This window comes from Methylophaga sp. (assembly GCF_030651745.1).
Window position 1 is genome coordinate 50749 of sequence record NZ_JAUSCC010000052.1, and the last position, 16124, is coordinate 66872.

Sequence of the window (16124 nt, forward strand, 5' to 3'; positions counted from 1 at the left end):
TTTAGTAGCAAGGGCTCAGCATGATTTGGTGCTTCTGCAAGAATTTATTATGTGTTTTCCTGCGATTCGTTAGCGGAGATCTGGATATATAAAACTGAAATCCCTCCATTTTCATCATCAGATGATTGATCAGACTCATAGTTTTGATCCCCTCCGCTGTTATCAACGCTTCCAAAAAAATCCGGTGGATCTTCACCCGCCATATAAAAGAACGCATCCATTTTGCTGGTAGTTTGACGAGGAAATCCCTTGCCGAGACCGGAGAGGTGACGCTTTGCACATTTGCCTCGTGTTATATCCAAAAGATCCCAAATCATATTTGACCAATCTTCCGTTGCCGAACTCTTGTCGCTAATTACTTTCCCGGCATCAAGTGTCAGGAAATCAATAAATTCGTCTGTAAAGCTCTTAGTTAGTGTTATTGATCTATTCGGAACTGCGCATCCAAAGGGGAAGTACATGGGGTAGTAGGCATGACAACCTATATAACTTGAGTCTACCAGCAGGTACTTGGCACCAGTACACGGACGCTTGGGGTGAATATCACGGGTCTGATTATTCAAAGGCCCCGCCCTTCTATATTGAAACTTTGGCCACTCTTCGTAAAGTTTGAGTTGGTGCAGATCTCCACTCCCTATGATGAAGTTCTGGCTGCTTGACGTTTTTGCTTGGAACAAAAGCGAATTAAAAATGGGGGCGCTACCGCTCTCTTGATACTTCAAGAACAGAAGTAAATCTCCTATTTCTGGCCTAGGCGTGGTACCAAAATCTGCCAAAGGCTTTTGATGGCAGTAAACCCCAGTTATTCCAACGCGAAATTTTGATCGAAGTACTCTCTTTAAGTCTCTTACTGCATCTGAAACCCAGCGTAGAGACAAGTCCGCAATATAGTCCGGTTCTTGTGGCGGGCTTCCCATTCGGCAACAGTTCAACCACGTACGGAGATAGCTTTTAGTCAAAGATTCATCTATAGATCTTCTAAGAATGCGTTTGTTCTTCATTATCACTTCAGAAATTAACACCGCACTTCCTCTTACTGATTGTTTATATAGCTCATAATCGGCGGCTACGGACACATAGCTGCATGTTAGCGAGGCTTACTTGATTAGACTGTGTGTTTTTCCATAACCTGATTTCTTTTCCAATCCATTGCGGATGTAGTGGATGGAATATTCCACAGATTTCAATCGCTTGCAAATTAACTAGCCAACAAGTAGTTGATCAATCAAGTTGGAGGTGCCTATTCGTATACTCAGCGGCAGGTAAAATCAGGGCTTGTTTCAGACTTAAGAAAAGAAGTAATTAGCCATCAATTGCCTCACTACCATCTAGAAAATTAATCACCCTATTCAATCGTTCATTGTGAATTTCATGGCTGCTATCCATAAAAGGGTGTGCATAGTTTGAACCATTAAAAACAGCAGCCCCTTTTTGTTCTGCTCGCTCTCTAAACTCTGACGTCATTTTGGGGCCAAGAACAGAGTCGATTTCACCGGTTATGACCAGTATGTTTTTCACATCATCAGGAATATTTTCTGCAGGGTCGATACGCTCTGGACATCCGTGAGGCGACAATCTGCTTGGGCTGGAGTCAATCACCGCGCGATCATACTGCACGCCACTTCCGATTACGTTAGCCATAACGGCACCACCAAGAGAAATCCCATAAAGCAGCTGTTTCTCATATTGTGCGTTCAGATGAACCACTAATTCTTTGTAATCTTCTATGATGGCATTAATCCTGCGCTTGCCTTGTGACTCGCCGTAGCCGCGGTAATCATAAATATAAATATCGTAACCACGCTGAGAGAACAGCTCTAAAGCCGTAATCATTAGGTCGGCTATCATTGCATTACCCAAAGCCACCAAAATATATCCTTCAGGATGCGTTGCTAAGCCGTTTTCATTTTGTGACTGATATTTGTAACCCTTTAGAACTTTGCCATCAGCGGTTGTAAATTCTGCTCTCTCAATGAGCTCGTTTCCGGAGACTCTGGACGCATCCGGAGGCGGTGCCATGGAACTCCACATTTGGAAATACAATCGCTCTTTAAACCATCCACATACGGTCGCTTCGCGATCAGCTGAAAATGCGATATTTGGCAGCACAACCAATAAAACAAATAAATACGTTTTGAGGTTAAACATAAGCTTCATCCTCCTTTAATCTGGCAACATCGGTTCTGGTTTGAGAAACGGTGCTGGATCAACTGGACCGCCTAAGTAAATCCCAAAATGGAGATGGGGTGGCGTGGTGATGGTGTTACCCATAAAGTAAGTTAGCTGAACCTTAATTCATATCCGTTGCGATACGTTAGCTAAACGAATGGAGGCATGCCTTCGCTTTTATTTAATGGGTTCATTATTTTGCAGCATTAATAGGTACTTGCTTAGTCGTCGTACTCGAGTTTCAGATTTCTTGGCGGTCTGAAGTGAGAGAAAGATTATGTATTTCTTAGTTTTACTGAGAGATTCAAAATAGTCTTTTGCTTTTAGGTTTGCCTCTAAAGCATCTAGAAAATCGGCGGGCATTTCCATCTCGCTTTGTGGGCTGTAGGCTGCATTCCAGCGTCCGTCAGCTTTGGCCTCATGTACATGAATTAACCCTGCTTTTTTCATTCGACCTTCTGATAAAAGCCGCTCTACATGCTCACAGTTTCGTTTAGACCACGAGCTTCCCCTCTTTCTTGGAGTAAATCTTTGGAGATATGCTTCGCTATTGAATGATTTTTTCACCCCATCAATCCACCCCCAGCATAGAGCTTCAATAACAGCCTGCCCCCAATCAATTGACTGATACCCAGAACCCTTTTTATAAATCATCATCCAAAGTTCAGTTTCTTGATCATGATTCGATTCTAGCCACGTACTAAACTCTTCCGAATCGGTAAATGATTTAACTTTTGACTCATCAAACTCTGGCATTTTTTATCTCATTAAGCGAAGGCGTAAAACCGCTGGTTTTTAATAATTCCTAGTGGGTTATACATTTTAAGTCCCCGACCAAGTCAAAACAAACCGATAACATAATCGATTGATTGTTTACTATTTACTGTTTGTCTTGGAACAGTTTTTTTCAAAAAGACGCTCGACTAGATAACATTTGGTTGGTCAGATTGAAGCTGCCCAGCCAGATGCTCATCGATCAGATAAAACCGGCTCTGGTTTCAAAAATGGTGCTGGATCAACGGGGCCGCCTGAGTAAATCCCAAAGTGAAGATGCGGTGGCGTGGTGATGGCGTTGCCGGTGTTGCCCACATATCCAAGTATTTCACCTTTTTTAACCCTGTCGCCGGACTCAACTGCGAATGAATCCAGATGAGCGTAATAGTAACGTGCACTGCCAAGGCCGATCATGCTGCCCGATAGCCAAACGTATTTTCCACCCCTGTCACCTGTACCTGTTCTGACATAGCCATCAACCACTGCTGTGACGGGTGTTCCCTTTTTTGCAAAGATATCCACGCCGTGATGCTGTCGCGCACCGCCATCGCGAGCAACACCAAAACCACTGCCTATATCACGCTGGGCTGCGCCTTCTACGGGGAATGGTAATGAACCTCCATTGGCAATCGCCAGAGAATATTCGGCATTGGCAAATAACTCGGGTTGAAGAACAAATCGGTAGTCGCCAGCTTTGGAGATAACCCGACTTCTGCTTGTGTCATCAGTTTCCAGTTCCGTAACAGTTGACCATTCTTGGTCATTAATTCCGCGTTGTTCCAGGCTGGCATAAAGCCGATTGTCGGATGTATCCAGACGGGAAAGTTGCCATATCAGCCTCTCTCCTCTTTCAAGCGATAATTGATAGATGTGTGCCTCAACTTCATCCTCCGCAAAGGCTTCAACTGTGCGGTACCGACCACTAGCTTGCACAGGCTGAGTACCCGCCCTTTCAACAGCTTTTGTCCATCGTTGCCCAAGAGGACTATCCAACAATCCCGCCACTCGCAAACGCCAGACAAAAATATCCCTTGGGGACCAGCCCAGAATATCGAAAGCAACATAACGGATTGCGTTTTCACTGCTTTCAGCTGCGTTATGTCGCAGGTCATCACGAGCAATCAGAAGAGCAACGAGCCCAGCCAATAGGAAAATAAGTATCCAGGATCGTTTGATACGAGTCTTTGGCTTTATTGGGGTCAGCCCAACATTCTCATGTTCTGTCTGGACATTATCAGGTTCAGGCTTTTGCTCACCATCAGTTGTTTCGGTCGGGTCACTCATACCAACTTTTATCTCTTCATAGATTATTGATATGACAACTCTATGGATGAATGGTCTTAGGCGATATGATTGAGGTTAAACCTAGCTTTTATTTGACTTGCATCGTCGGACAAAACGCACTAATTAACAAAGACATTTGCAGTGGTCGGTCTGAAATTTCACTTAACATTTTGTGCAGGAATATTAAATATTATGTTTTAAGCATACTCACACATCTGCTCTTGGTAATTGTAGCTACCACCAGAATCTAAACAGGTATCAACTTTCATGAAGGTACTATTCATAAACAAGTAGCTTGCGCCACCGCCTATTAATGCGATACCTAAAAATACAGCCCAAAGACCTCTGATGTAGAACGATGGCTTAAACCCTTGCCAGCCAACACCCACCTCTCTTCGAAAGCACCAATAGAAACCAGTTACAATAATTCCTATTGCCATTAGATCAAGCCAATGATGATTCACCCAATCCATATTTTCCTCTCAGAACGTTTTAATCACATCACCCAATAAATTTAGAGCGGCAGCGGTAAATTTGGTCGGCTTGATTCACTGGTTATGCGCCACAATCCACCACCAGATTACAGCGGATGGGATGCTAGCCACTGCTGCGGTGAGCGCGATAACTAAACCTGATAGAAAAGACGAAACCCATGGAAAAAAACCAATAATACTGCCAATAACTATTGCTGGTGTGATGAGAACCACTACAGCTCCTGCAGAAAGCGCGAAAGCACCGGCAATAAATTTCAGTGGCGTACAAAGGCCCTTTGATAAAAGATATTGCCCACACGCCCATGTAGTAGCGACTGCAATGATGAACAGAACTGGCGCGATGGCCACGCCTCTTTGCCAAGAATCATTAGCATCTGGATCAGAATGTGTGAGCAACGCGAGCATAACTAGAAGGAAGAACAGCACCGTAGCCAATACACTTGCAATAGCTTCACGAAATAGCAACCCTGCCTCCTTGTTTGCATAACAGCATGTTAATGATTGATGTCGTTGGCCACATAATAATTATTGCCACTCAATCTTTATGTGACTGGGCACAGTCTCACGCAGATAGAGATTAATAAGACTTTGATAAGGAATATTTTTTTCTTCAGCGAGATTCTTGAAATACTCCACAGTATCGTCATCAAGCCGGATCGTAACCTGCTTTTTGAGTTTCTTGGCGTATGGATTTTTGGCTGATTCAGAAAAATCGTAATGCTCACGCATGTCTTGTCTATATCATTATTCATAAATAATGATCTGCATAAGGTCTGGCTTTGCGACACACCGAAACTTAGGTAAATCCAACAACAAACTCGTATTACCCCCTCATTTCGAGGTCTTCCCGGATCACTTCCGGGTGACGAGATGCGATATCAATCAACGCTTTAGCTGGTCCCGAAGGTTTACGACGCCCCTGCTCCCACTCCTGCAAGGTCCGTGGAGAAATATGAAGTACTTCTGCAAACTCTATTTGTGTCAGGCCGGTTTTACTCCGCGCCTCTGCTACCTCATTGGGTTCCACACGACTTACCCGCGCAGCTTTGCCCGCTTTCATTTCTTTGATTGATTGAAGCAGCTTGTTACCAAGCTCTTCCGCACTCAATGTTTCGTTACTCATTTTCCAGTACCTCACGAATGGATTTCAGGATATGTGCGGGGATGTTCTCCTTGACGGCTTTTTTGTAGATCACTAATAACCAGATCTCTCCATTTGCCAACTTAGTGAAGTAAATAACACGTACCCCACCTCGCTTCCCTGAACCCGCAACCGACCAACGAACCTTTCTACATCCACCGCTACCAGGAATTGGATCACCAATCTCTGGATTGGCAGCCAGCCATGCAAAGAAAGCATTACGCTCCTCTTCAGTCCATATTTTATTAGCGTCCGCTTCAAATGTAGGAGTTTCAATGATCGTATACATAACGGTAAATATACGTCATTGACGGAGTTTTGCAAGAAGGATAATTGAGTGAAAAATATTTGGTCTGAAACTACTTGGTGAAATAGGCGGATTAAGAACCTCATCCAGATAAGATCAGCCCCCGCCCCCCTTTCCTCTCTGGAATTTTGGCACTGTAAAAACTTTTCGCTTATGCTGTGTCTAACCAAACGTTATTTATTGGCAATTGTTTAATGACAAAACCACAGTCTCTTTTTCATTATTTGCTTATCGGCTTCTTTATGATTTCGATGCTGATGCCTGCTGCGCATGCAGGAAATAATGATATGCCTGTGCACCATGAAATGAGTCAGCAACAGCACGATTGCCATTCCAATACTGAAGCTCAACACAAGCACGATGCCAGTTCTCATTGCGCCAGTGATAATTGTCAGTGTGCAACAGCCAATTGTCATGCCTCCGTTGTATTAGGTTTTCAACCTATTTTTATGGCCTCCCTCTATTCGCAAAGCCGTTTGGCAATTACAGCCGAACAACTTGTGAGCCAAAACCCTCCTCAATTCGAACGTCCACCGCGAAGCTAATCCTCTAGTTCAAACCGGTATCTACGGATACCCAATCGAAACTCTCTGAGGATAGATCTCATGAAACAATTTAGTCGCTGGCTGATCGCTATTTCAGCCGCATTACTCCACAACCCTGTCATTGCAAGTGTGACGGAATACACGCTGGTCATTGACCGCGAACCGGTCAACATTACTGGCAAAGCCGTAGAACGCATCACTATCAACGGTGGCATCCCCGGTCCGATTATGGAGTTTACCGAAGGTGACGAAGCGGTTATCCACGTTATTAATAAACTCGACGAGCCAACTTCTGTTCATTGGCATGGATTATTACTGCCGCCAGAAATGGATGGTGTACCAGGTCTGAGTGACTTTAAAGCCATCGAAGCTGGTGATACGTTCACCTATCGTTTTACTCTTCGTCAAAATGGCACTTACTGGTATCACGCCCACAGTGGTTCACAGGAACAGGATGGTCATTACGGCGCGTTGGTGATTTATCCCAAGGACGAACCGGTCGTTCAAGCCGATCGGGATTATGTGGTGTTACTGTCTGATTTCAGTAATGAAACCGGTCAGCAAATTTTCGGCAATCTGAAAAAAAGCCCGCATTACTATAATTATGCTCAACGTACTGTCGGTGATTTCTTCGGAGAAGTACGTGAAAAAGGCTTTAAATCTGCATGGAGCAATGCCCGTGATTGGGGGCAGATGCGAATGTCGCCTACCGATCTGGCAGATGTCAGCTACGACGCTTTTCTGTTGAATGGCAAAACCAACGAGCAGAACTGGACTGGTCTTTTCAAGCCTGGCGAACGGGTGCGATTACGCTTTATCAATGCCTCGGCCATGTCGATGTATGACGTGCGGATTCCCGGTTTACAAATGACTGTTATTCAGGCTGATGGACAATATATTGAGCCAGTGACGGTTGATGAATTTCGCTTTGCTGTAGCTGAAACCTATGATGTGATTGTGACGCCACAAGCCGATCAAGCATACACCATCGCGGCAGAATCTATTGATCGTACCGGTTTTGCTTTGGGTACTTTAGCCCCAAGAGAAGGTATGAAAGGTCTGGTTCCAGCCCATCGACCGCGTTCATTGTTAACCATGGCCGATATGGGGCATGACATGGATCATAGTGGCCATGATATGAGTGACGCTTCTCAAGGCATGGATCATAGCGGACATGATATGCAAGACGATGAACCGGCTGAAATGCAAAGTGGCTGGGCCGATGCCAGTACACCAAAGGGACATAAAGCACTGCAATACAGTGATTTACGAGCACTTGGAACACAAACCGATCTACGTCCTGCCGAACGGGAAATTGTAGTGACCTTGGGCGGCACCATGGAACGGTTTATCTGGACCTTAAATGGTCATAAATTCGGTGATCCGGGTTTTGAGCCAATCAAACTTAACTATGGTGAACGAGTCAGGCTGATCTTTAAAAATGAAACCATGATGGCGCATCCGATGCATCTGCATGGCATGTTTGTGCAGCTGGAAAATGGTCAACCGGGTGAAAAGTTACCCAACAAACACACGGTTAATGTTGCACCAGGCACCGAATATTCCGTACTACTGACAGCTGATGAGCCGGGCGAATGGGCGTTTCATTGTCATCTGCTGTATCACATGTCTGCTGGCATGATGTCTACAGTGGTCGTCGCCGAGTTTGATGAAGATGATTTGCCCGCCTCTCAACCAGCACATCACGACATGGGAGGTCACCATGAGCATCACTAAATCTAATCTGCTAGTCACATTGCTATTGAGCCTGTTTATTTCCAGCAGCCATGCCGATGATAATCATGATGGGCATGGGCACGAGCATGAATCACACATCTTCCATGCCTTATGGTTTGAAGCACAACATGGCGGTGGCAGTGAAGGTGATAAAACCCATATTGAATGGGATGGCTGGATCGGTGGAGATACCCACAAACTCTGGCTGAAAGGTGAACTGGAAGGCCATAAAGGCAAACTGGAAGAAAGTGAAGTCTGGGCTTTGTATAGCCGGAATGTGCACGATTTCTGGGATGCCCAGCTGGGTCTGAGAGTGGATACTCAACCTGAATCCACCCGTTATTTAACACTGGGTTTTACTGGATTGGCGCCCTATCTGTTTGAAACTCAGGCACATCTGTTTATCAGTGATTATGGTGATGTCAGCGCCAGGCTGAAACAGAAAAACCATCTGCTGTTCACCCAGCGTTTTGGCTTTGAACCCTACTACCAACTGGACTTTACTGCTCAGAATGTTGAACGTCAGGAGTTAGGCAGAGGCTTAAGTGAAGGTGAAATCGGCATCAAACTGTTTTATGAGATCACCCGTAAAGTTGTGCCGTATCTGGATCTCAAATACGAACGCAAATTCGGTCGCACCGCCTCCATCGCCAGAAATGCTGATGAAAGCGAAGAAGACTGGATTGCTTCGGTAGGCATCAAACTGCTTTTCTAAAACAACTCGTTAACGCACAAACCTCGTTCCCATGCTCCGCGTGGGAACGCCGGTTTTCCAAACAAAATCATCATTTACTTATAAAGTGCGTGATTTCACCCACACCTGCTCGAAATCCCACAATTTTTATAATGTCATATTGCTTATTCTTGGTTTAACTTTTTAAACCGGGATAACAGCAACATGAAAAAACATCTCTCTCCCCTGGCTTTAATGATACTGACAGGTTTGGCCCATTCTCCTGCGTACGCCGTTCATCAACACGATGAGGAGATGCTGGATAAAGTGACAGTTACAGGGACTTCTGTACCTACGGTCGACAGCACTAATTTAAGTGAAAAAGACATCAGTGCCCAACGGGCTTATAAGTCTGATACCGCAGCATTTATCAATGATATGGCGGGCATGTCGATGTATGCGGGTGGTGGTGTTTCAGGTCTGCCATTTATGCGTGGTTTTGCCGATGATCGGCTGCGGATCAAAGTTGATGGTATGGATTTGATTTCGGCCTGTGCCAATCATATGAATCCCCCCCTGTCCTATCTCGCTCCATCACGTGTTTCAGAGATTCAGGTGTATTCGGGCATTGCACCGGTAAGCCTGGGTGGAGACAGTATTGGTGGCACCATTATCGCCAAGTCCAAACAACCGGAATTTGCAGCTGAAGGCCAGACATTAAGCAAAGGTGAAATCGGTAGTTACTATCGCAGCAATGGTGATGCCCGTGGCGCTCACCTCTCCACGACTTTGGCATCAGAAGACTTCAGTATCACTTACACCGGCTCCACTGCCAAAGCGAATAATTATGATGCCGGTGGCAATTTCAAACCGGCAGGTAATGCTGCTGTCGATCGCCGATCATTAGATGCAGATGAAGTTGGCTCATCCGCTTATGAAAGCCGTAACCATGCGATTGATCTGGCGTATAAACTGGATAACCACCAGCTGCAGCTCAAATTTGCCCATCAGGACATTCCATATCAAGGCTGGCCCAATCAGCGTATGGATATGACGGAAAACCGTAGCAATCAAATTAACTTTATCTATAACGGCCTGTTCGACTGGGGCTCACTGGAAACATCGCTTTACCGTGAAAAAACCCATCACAAAATGCAGTTTGGTGATGACAAGCAATTCCTCTATGGCACCGGAATGATGACCGCCTTGGGTATGCCGATGGAAACTGAAGGCGATAACCGAGGCCTATCGGTTAAAGCCGAAATCAACGCAAACCAACGCGATCTGTTCCGTGTTGGTGCTGATTTGCAACGTTATCGTCTGGATGATTTCTGGGAAGCTTCCGGTGGCATGATGATGGCACCCAATACTTTCTGGAATATTAATAATGGTGAGCGGGATCGTTACGGCATATTTGCCGAATGGGAAGCCGCCTGGAACAGCCAATGGACTACCGTGGCGGGTATTCGCCATGAAACCGTCAAGATGGATGCTGGTGAGGTGCAAGGTTATAACACTAATATGATGATGTATCAGGCGGCTGCGGATGCGTTTAATGCCAGTGACCGTGACATCACCGATCATAATATTGATGCGACCTTGCTTGCCCGCTTTGCCCCATCGGCTACTCACGATTATGAATTCGGCTACGCCCAGAAAACCCGTTCGCCCAACTTATATGAACGCTTTGCCTGGTCAACCAATGGTATGGCGATGCGTATGGTTAATCTGGTAGGTGATGGCAATGGTTATGTGGGCAATGTGGATCTGGATCCAGAAATCGCCCACACATTAAGCTTTACCGCCAATTTCCATGATGCCAAACAACACGATTGGCATGTGTCACTCACACCGTATATCTCCTATGTAGATGACTTTATTGACGCAGAACGCTGTAGCACGGGTGGTGGCGCTTGTACAGCTGCCAACCTGACTACTGCAAATGATTTTGTCTATCTGCAATACCAGAATGTCTCAGCCAAACTTTATGGTATGGATGTATCGGGTTTCAAAACACTTTATCAGTCTGAAAAATGGGGACAAATTAGCGGTACCGCCACACTGAGTTACATCCGGGGTAAAAACCGTGATACCGGCGATGATTTGTATAACATCATGCCGCTGAACTCGACTTTATCGCTGGAGCACAGCAAAAACGGCTGGCGTAATAATGTTGAATGGGTGCTGGTCGCCGGTAAAGACAAGGTCAACAGTGAACGCAACGAAATGGAAACCGCCGGTTATGGTCTGGTGAATTTGCGTACCAGTTATGAATGGAAGCAGGCACGTGTCGATTTTGGTATGGAAAACGTATTTGATCGCCTCTACAGTCATCCACTTTCAGGAGCGTATTTAGGTCAAGGAGCCACGATGAACACATCGGTTCCATGGGGTGTAACCGTACCGGGAATGGGCAGATCGGTTTATGCCGGTTTGACGTTGAAATTCTGATATTTCACAAACACAGTAACCGCTGAAATGTGAACTGTTAAACAGATATTTTTACCCATAAACTTAGGGGGCAATCACTGCCCCCTTTATTGTTTTTCTCAACTTAGCGAGCATTTTTTTCGTTATTACTCGTTCCCACGCTCTGCGTGGGAACGCATATTGACCCAGTTCGGTGAATCGATGTCTAGAAATCAATCGAAGTAGAAACAAGCAACGTACGCGGAGCGCCAGAGGTGATAAAGCCGCGCGATACTGAATTCCAGTAGCTCTTATCGGCAACATTTATCAGGTTGACATGGAAGGTCAGCGCTTTACCTGATACCTCGGTCACATAACGACCGCCGAGGTCAAAACGTCCCCATCCTTGAATACTCTGCGTATTTCCCACATCCGCTTGAGCCTCACTGAAAGCAGTGATGCGACTGGTCAGTGTCAGCCCTTGGATTGCCTGAATATCATATTCGCCATTCAGCACAACGTTAAAACGTGGAATGCCTATCGCGTCATTTCCGTCGTTCACACCATTCTGCGTCTTGGTTTGTTCAGCATTAATGTAGGTAAACCCACCCAACAACCGCATACCCTTTATCGGTTGACCGAAGATTGATAATTCCAGGCCGCGATTACGTTGTTCACCATCGGCCGCAAACACATTGTCACTATTGGTAAAGGTATTCGGCTGTTTTATCTGAAACACGGCTGCTGTAACACCAAAGTTGCCGGCATCATATTTGATCCCCCCCTCATACTGCTCGGTGACCGAAGGTGATAAAAACTCACCTTGATTTTCTGTACCGCTTGGGGCTGTAGCACCTTGTGCGAGGCCTTCACTGTAGTTTACATAGAAAGAATAATTGCCTGACTTGAACAGCAACGCGCCCAAGGGAGTAACCTTGCTTTCCTCATACGCATCGCTCTTGATCCCAGAACTGAAAACACCACTGTAAAGCTTCTGGTCTCGTGCTCCTAGCGTCAACAGAATGGTATCGTTCATAAACCCAAAGGTATTGAGCAAGCCAACACTGCTAAGTTGTAAGTCACCGTTTTTCAGTAGTGGGTCATAGTTCAGTATCGGCTTAGGTATATTCGGAGTCTCATAAATATTACCGGTGTAAACTCCAGAAGCGTGCACCGAAAGCGCTTTTGAACTGCGGTCGAGTTCACTATAGGTCAGGGCATAGCGATTACTTACCGTCCCCAAATCAAATTGTCCGCGCAGACCAACCTCATAAGTTTTGACATCACTGGTAGTACGAAAACCACCCACACGCGCGGTAAAATCCCCATCGTTATTGATGATGCGGCGCATGGAAGATGCCGCATAGAAATATTCTTCTTCAACTTCGGCTTGTCCGTAATTGGCATAGACTGAGACTGCTGGGTCGAATTCATATTCTGCTGCCGCCATCCAGTACTTGGTATGCGTATCAATAAACTCCCAGCTATTAGCGAAATTGTGATCATTGTCTGGTGCTTTAGGCAATGCAAACCCTTGGTTGTACTGCATATTGGCAGTTTGTCCGTCGGTGAGGCGCTCCTGATTAGTTAGATCCAGACTGACTTTGAGTTTGCTGCCACGGTAGTCCAGTGCCAACGCTTGGTTGCTCATACTGTCCTGCTGACGATCAATCGGGGTATCACCATCACGTTTGAGTAGGTTTGCACGAACTCCCCAGGCATTGTTGTCACCAAAGCGACGTGCTACATCAAGATGACCACCAAATTGTGAATCGGAGACGTAGCTTCCAGTGAGACGCGTCAATGGATCGTCCCCTGCACGCTTGCTAACCAAATTGAGGTTCCCACCAACCACCCCGAACGGGCCAACGCCGTAAAGCATAGAGGCGGGACCTTTTAACAGATCTACACGTTCATAAAACTCCGGGGAAATCCTGCGAGTATCAGTCATTCCATACAACCCGTTAACGCCGACCTGGCTGGTAAATAGCGGGAATCCACGCACCATAAAGGTTTCCGTATCGCCATACTCGGCCATCGCACTACGAACCGAAGGGTCGACTGAAACAATATCCGAGACGCGTCGCGCCTGCTGATCCCTTGCAAATTCTTCGGTAAAGCTTTGTGTACTGAAAGGCGTATCAAAAACGTCAACATTACCAAGGATACCCATTCGGCTTCCTCGAGCCACCTGCCCGCCCGCAAAAACGGGGGGCAGCTCGGATTCCGCTCCTGCACTGACTTTGACCAATGGTAGTTCTACCGATCCCACTTCTGATTCCTGTAGCACATATTGGCCTTTTGCATTTGGCCGTACTTCAAGACCTGTACCGGCTAACAATACAGTCAACGCCGCCTGAACTGAGTGTCTACCGCGCACTCCGGGACTCTTTCTATCCTTTGCAAGCTCGGTGGCACCCACCAGAAAAATGCCCGCTTCTGTAGAGAAACGGGTCAGCACCATAGATAGGGGACCGGCTGGAATATCATACTGACGCACCGCGTCTGCCTGAGCTCCCGCTGACTGTTTGACGTTATTTTCCTGTGCATGCACGTCATTAATCGCCATTATTGTTCCGGCAATGGCGAGATGCATCGCCAGTACCAAAGGGCGCACAGTGGTGAACTTAGCTTGTACTTGGGCAGATGGTTGTATCAGGGTGCTAATACGAGGCAGGTTACTAGTGGACATAAATCGCTTTTCCTCAAACATTAATTGGATTTGGCGAGCAATTCATCGTCTTGACTACTGGCAGTAAACCAATAAATCATCGATGTTTGTTGCTCTTCTATCCTCTTAATCAATTGAGCGAGCAAAAAGCGGAACCACTTTTTGAAAAAATATTTTCTTAACAATACGTACTCAAAAATAAGAACACTTGCCCTATCAATCTCAGCTCTTTGCTTCAATCGTCACCCACCAAGGCAATCTGTAATTTATCTGAATTGGAAGCACGTTGGTCAGCATCTCCAACGTGGTGTCGGTATTAGTGAGCGGAAAGTTACCAAACACCAGCAGATCCGCCACTTCGGGAGCCACACCTAAATGACCTTTACGATAACGGCGTAGCTCTTTAACCACCTCATGTAACGATATATCCTGAGCCACCAACATGCCGCGACTCCAAGCTTCGCGTGCCGGATCTGCTGTATCAATATTATTTAATGTTTTAGGTGTAAAGCGAAGCTGTTCTCCGGACTTTACGATTCGTTGTTCGCCTGAATGGTTTTGAGCCTCAACCATTCCGTCATATACCGCCAGATAGGTTTCTGTGTTGTCGAGCCGAACAGTAAACCGTGTGCCCAATGCTCTGAGGCGTCCCTGCGGTGTCTCAACAATAAAGGGTCGCAATGCATCACTGGCCGTATCAATCAAGATCTCGCCCATCAACAGATTCAAATGTCTTTTGTCTGTGGTGTAATTTTGATTGAAAGCACTGGCCGTATTGAGCCAGACGCGGGTTCCATCGGATAATACCACTTCACGGCTTTCGCCCGTGGCGGTGTGATAGTCAGCTCGCCAGGTTTGTGCCATCAGCGGAAGCGGAGTATGACGCATAGTGATCCAACTCAACATGCCAGTACCCGCCAAAGCGGCAAGACACCCTAACACCTGTCGACGTTTTATCACACGTGAGTTAGCCTCCCACAAACCATCTGCAGCACGGCGTGGATCGGATACGGATTGCATCGGTTCAAAATGACGACTGACACGCTCAACATAACTCCAGGCCAAACGGTGTTCAGGCGATCTGGCCAACCAAGCCGTCCAGTTGGCATGATCGGCTTGGGTCGCTTCGTCCGAGCTGAGCAGTGCGTACCACTCGGCAGCCTGCTCCATGACATGGTGTGCTGGTTCCGCCTGAGTCTGGGCTGATAAAGTTACTGATTTATCCATATTTGTCAGACGAAACTGGAATCAAGATCAACCATGGTATGTCGGGCCTGCAACTGCATACATTTGAACATGGCCTGAGCAACGTACTTGCGAACCATCCGGGTGGAGACGCCCAACTCTTCCGCGACTTCACCATGTGTCATTTGGCAGCCTTCTGTTAATAGAAATGCTCGTGCAGCCTTTGATGGCAGTTCAAGCAACATGGCACCGATCTCGTGTAATGCCTGTAACACCACGATCTGTCGCTCGGCTGAAGGAGCAATTTCTTCTGGCTGACTGGACAGCATATCTAGCCAAGCCTGTTCAATCTCACGGCGGTGCCACAGATTAATACACATCCCTCGAGCCATCGTCCGCAAATAAGCACGTTCTTCGCCGACGTTATCAAAACCGCGTGGCGCGGGTTTATAGATCAACCGCAGAAAAACATCGTGTGCCAGATCGGCAGCATCAGCCGCATTTCCCAGTCGATTAAGCAGCCATGCCCGCAACCAGCCATGGTGATCGATATACAGATCTTCAATGGTTGGTGTTGTGTATTCCGAGGAGGTCATGACCTGGCGCGATCTCTTAAACGATAATGAAAACTGTTCTCATTAATATACGTACTGCGGAATATAATGGCAAATTCAAATAGCGCTTCAGAATCACTTAAATTTAAATAAGTTTAAAGACAACTAAGTGAATGTTTTT

The 16124-nt window shown here is 46.2% G+C and carries 16 protein-coding genes; 4 read left to right on the forward strand and 12 right to left on the reverse strand.

Annotated features, from left to right (window positions below; all coding sequences use genetic code 11):
• Positions 1-47: 47 nt before the first annotated feature.
• From Q7V21_RS06025 to Q7V21_RS06065, 9 genes are all read right to left on the reverse strand, one after another.
• Complete coding sequence (locus Q7V21_RS06025; RefSeq protein ID WP_304916410.1) at positions 48-1022, reverse strand: hypothetical protein; 975 nt, start codon at positions 1020-1022, stop codon at positions 48-50.
• Positions 1023-1302: 280 nt separating this feature from the next.
• A complete protein-coding gene (locus tag Q7V21_RS06030; protein WP_304916411.1) occupies positions 1303-2148 on the reverse strand; it encodes an alpha/beta hydrolase in 846 nt (281 codons plus the stop codon).
• A 198-nt stretch (positions 2149-2346) separates the two neighbouring features.
• Positions 2347-2925: a YdeI family protein gene (locus tag Q7V21_RS06035; RefSeq protein WP_304916412.1), complete on the reverse strand. Its 579-nt coding sequence runs from the start codon at positions 2923-2925 to the stop codon at positions 2347-2349.
• A 213-nt stretch (positions 2926-3138) separates the two neighbouring features.
• Complete coding sequence (locus Q7V21_RS06040) at positions 3139-4227, reverse strand: M23 family metallopeptidase (protein WP_304916413.1); 1089 nt, start codon at positions 4225-4227, stop codon at positions 3139-3141.
• A gap of 197 nt (positions 4228-4424) precedes the next feature.
• Positions 4425-4700 (reverse strand): hypothetical protein, encoded by a 276-nt coding sequence (locus Q7V21_RS06045; protein ID WP_304916414.1) that lies wholly within the window; start codon positions 4698-4700, stop codon positions 4425-4427.
• A 75-nt stretch (positions 4701-4775) separates the two neighbouring features.
• Complete coding sequence (locus Q7V21_RS06050) at positions 4776-5186, reverse strand: hypothetical protein (RefSeq protein WP_304916415.1); 411 nt, start codon at positions 5184-5186, stop codon at positions 4776-4778.
• A gap of 60 nt (positions 5187-5246) precedes the next feature.
• Positions 5247-5450 (reverse strand): BrnA antitoxin family protein, encoded by a 204-nt coding sequence (locus Q7V21_RS06055; protein WP_304916416.1) that lies wholly within the window; start codon positions 5448-5450, stop codon positions 5247-5249.
• A 94-nt stretch (positions 5451-5544) separates the two neighbouring features.
• The gene (locus Q7V21_RS06060) at positions 5545-5844 is read right to left on the reverse strand and encodes a DNA-binding transcriptional regulator (protein WP_304916417.1); all 300 of its coding nucleotides are present in this window, start codon (positions 5842-5844) and stop codon (positions 5545-5547) included.
• Complete coding sequence (locus tag Q7V21_RS06065) at positions 5837-6151, reverse strand: transcriptional regulator (RefSeq protein ID WP_304916418.1); 315 nt, start codon at positions 6149-6151, stop codon at positions 5837-5839. The genes Q7V21_RS06060 and Q7V21_RS06065 overlap by 8 nt, the downstream gene beginning before the upstream one ends.
• Positions 6152-6363: 212 nt before the next feature.
• Between Q7V21_RS06065 and Q7V21_RS06070 the strand changes: the two genes are divergently transcribed.
• The 4 genes from Q7V21_RS06070 to Q7V21_RS06085 all read left to right on the forward strand — a co-directional run bounded on the left by Q7V21_RS06070 (position 6364) and on the right by Q7V21_RS06085 (position 11575).
• Positions 6364-6714: a hypothetical protein gene (locus Q7V21_RS06070; RefSeq protein ID WP_304916419.1), complete on the forward strand. Its 351-nt coding sequence runs from the start codon at positions 6364-6366 to the stop codon at positions 6712-6714.
• Between the two features lie 60 nt (positions 6715-6774).
• Complete coding sequence (locus Q7V21_RS06075; RefSeq protein WP_304916420.1) at positions 6775-8451, forward strand: copper resistance system multicopper oxidase; 1677 nt, start codon at positions 6775-6777, stop codon at positions 8449-8451.
• Positions 8438-9166, forward strand: a complete 729-nt coding sequence (locus tag Q7V21_RS06080; protein ID WP_304916421.1) for a copper resistance protein B — start codon at positions 8438-8440, stop codon at positions 9164-9166. Before Q7V21_RS06075 ends, Q7V21_RS06080 begins: the two co-directional genes overlap by 14 nt.
• Before the next feature lie 183 nt (positions 9167-9349).
• Positions 9350-11575, forward strand: a complete 2226-nt coding sequence (locus tag Q7V21_RS06085) for a TonB-dependent siderophore receptor (RefSeq protein ID WP_304916422.1) — start codon at positions 9350-9352, stop codon at positions 11573-11575.
• Positions 11576-11759: 184 nt separating this feature from the next.
• Here the strand turns inward: Q7V21_RS06085 and Q7V21_RS06090 are convergent, their stop codons facing one another.
• From Q7V21_RS06090 to Q7V21_RS06100, 3 genes are all read right to left on the reverse strand, one after another.
• The gene (locus Q7V21_RS06090) at positions 11760-14225 is read right to left on the reverse strand and encodes a TonB-dependent receptor (RefSeq protein ID WP_304916423.1); all 2466 of its coding nucleotides are present in this window, start codon (positions 14223-14225) and stop codon (positions 11760-11762) included.
• Positions 14226-14426: 201 nt separating this feature from the next.
• The gene (locus Q7V21_RS06095) at positions 14427-15431 is read right to left on the reverse strand and encodes a FecR domain-containing protein (protein WP_304916424.1); all 1005 of its coding nucleotides are present in this window, start codon (positions 15429-15431) and stop codon (positions 14427-14429) included.
• A 5-nt stretch (positions 15432-15436) separates the two neighbouring features.
• Positions 15437-15985 carry a sigma-70 family RNA polymerase sigma factor gene (locus Q7V21_RS06100; RefSeq protein ID WP_304916425.1) on the reverse strand — a complete coding sequence of 183 codons (549 nt, stop codon included), beginning with the start codon at positions 15983-15985 and terminating at the stop codon, positions 15437-15439.
• Positions 15986-16124 lie beyond the last annotated feature (139 nt).

Excerpts from the sequence above, each read along its gene's own strand:
- Q7V21_RS06030 (WP_304916411.1), bottom strand. The coding sequence starts at position 2,148 with ATGTTTAACCTCAAAACGTATTTATTTGTTTTATTGGTTGTGCTGCCA.
- Q7V21_RS06035 (WP_304916412.1), bottom strand. The coding sequence starts at position 2,925 with ATGCCAGAGTTTGATGAGTCAAAAGTTAAATCATTTACCGATTCGGAA.
- Q7V21_RS06040 (WP_304916413.1), bottom strand. The coding sequence starts at position 4,227 with ATGAGTGACCCGACCGAAACAACTGATGGTGAGCAAAAGCCTGAACCT.
- Q7V21_RS06045 (WP_304916414.1), bottom strand. The coding sequence starts at position 4,700 with ATGGATTGGGTGAATCATCATTGGCTTGATCTAATGGCAATAGGAATT.
- Q7V21_RS06055 (WP_304916416.1), bottom strand. The coding sequence starts at position 5,450 with ATGCGTGAGCATTACGATTTTTCTGAATCAGCCAAAAATCCATACGCC.
- Q7V21_RS06060 (WP_304916417.1), bottom strand. The coding sequence starts at position 5,844 with ATGAGTAACGAAACATTGAGTGCGGAAGAGCTTGGTAACAAGCTGCTT.
- Q7V21_RS06065 (WP_304916418.1), bottom strand. The coding sequence starts at position 6,151 with ATGTATACGATCATTGAAACTCCTACATTTGAAGCGGACGCTAATAAA.
- Q7V21_RS06070 (WP_304916419.1), top strand. The coding sequence starts at position 6,364 with ATGACAAAACCACAGTCTCTTTTTCATTATTTGCTTATCGGCTTCTTT.
- Q7V21_RS06075 (WP_304916420.1), top strand. The coding sequence starts at position 6,775 with ATGAAACAATTTAGTCGCTGGCTGATCGCTATTTCAGCCGCATTACTC.
- Q7V21_RS06080 (WP_304916421.1), top strand. The coding sequence starts at position 8,438 with ATGAGCATCACTAAATCTAATCTGCTAGTCACATTGCTATTGAGCCTG.
- Q7V21_RS06085 (WP_304916422.1), top strand. The coding sequence starts at position 9,350 with ATGAAAAAACATCTCTCTCCCCTGGCTTTAATGATACTGACAGGTTTG.
- Q7V21_RS06090 (WP_304916423.1), bottom strand. The coding sequence starts at position 14,225 with ATGTCCACTAGTAACCTGCCTCGTATTAGCACCCTGATACAACCATCT.
- Q7V21_RS06095 (WP_304916424.1), bottom strand. The coding sequence starts at position 15,431 with ATGGATAAATCAGTAACTTTATCAGCCCAGACTCAGGCGGAACCAGCA.
- Q7V21_RS06100 (WP_304916425.1), bottom strand. The coding sequence starts at position 15,985 with ATGACCTCCTCGGAATACACAACACCAACCATTGAAGATCTGTATATC.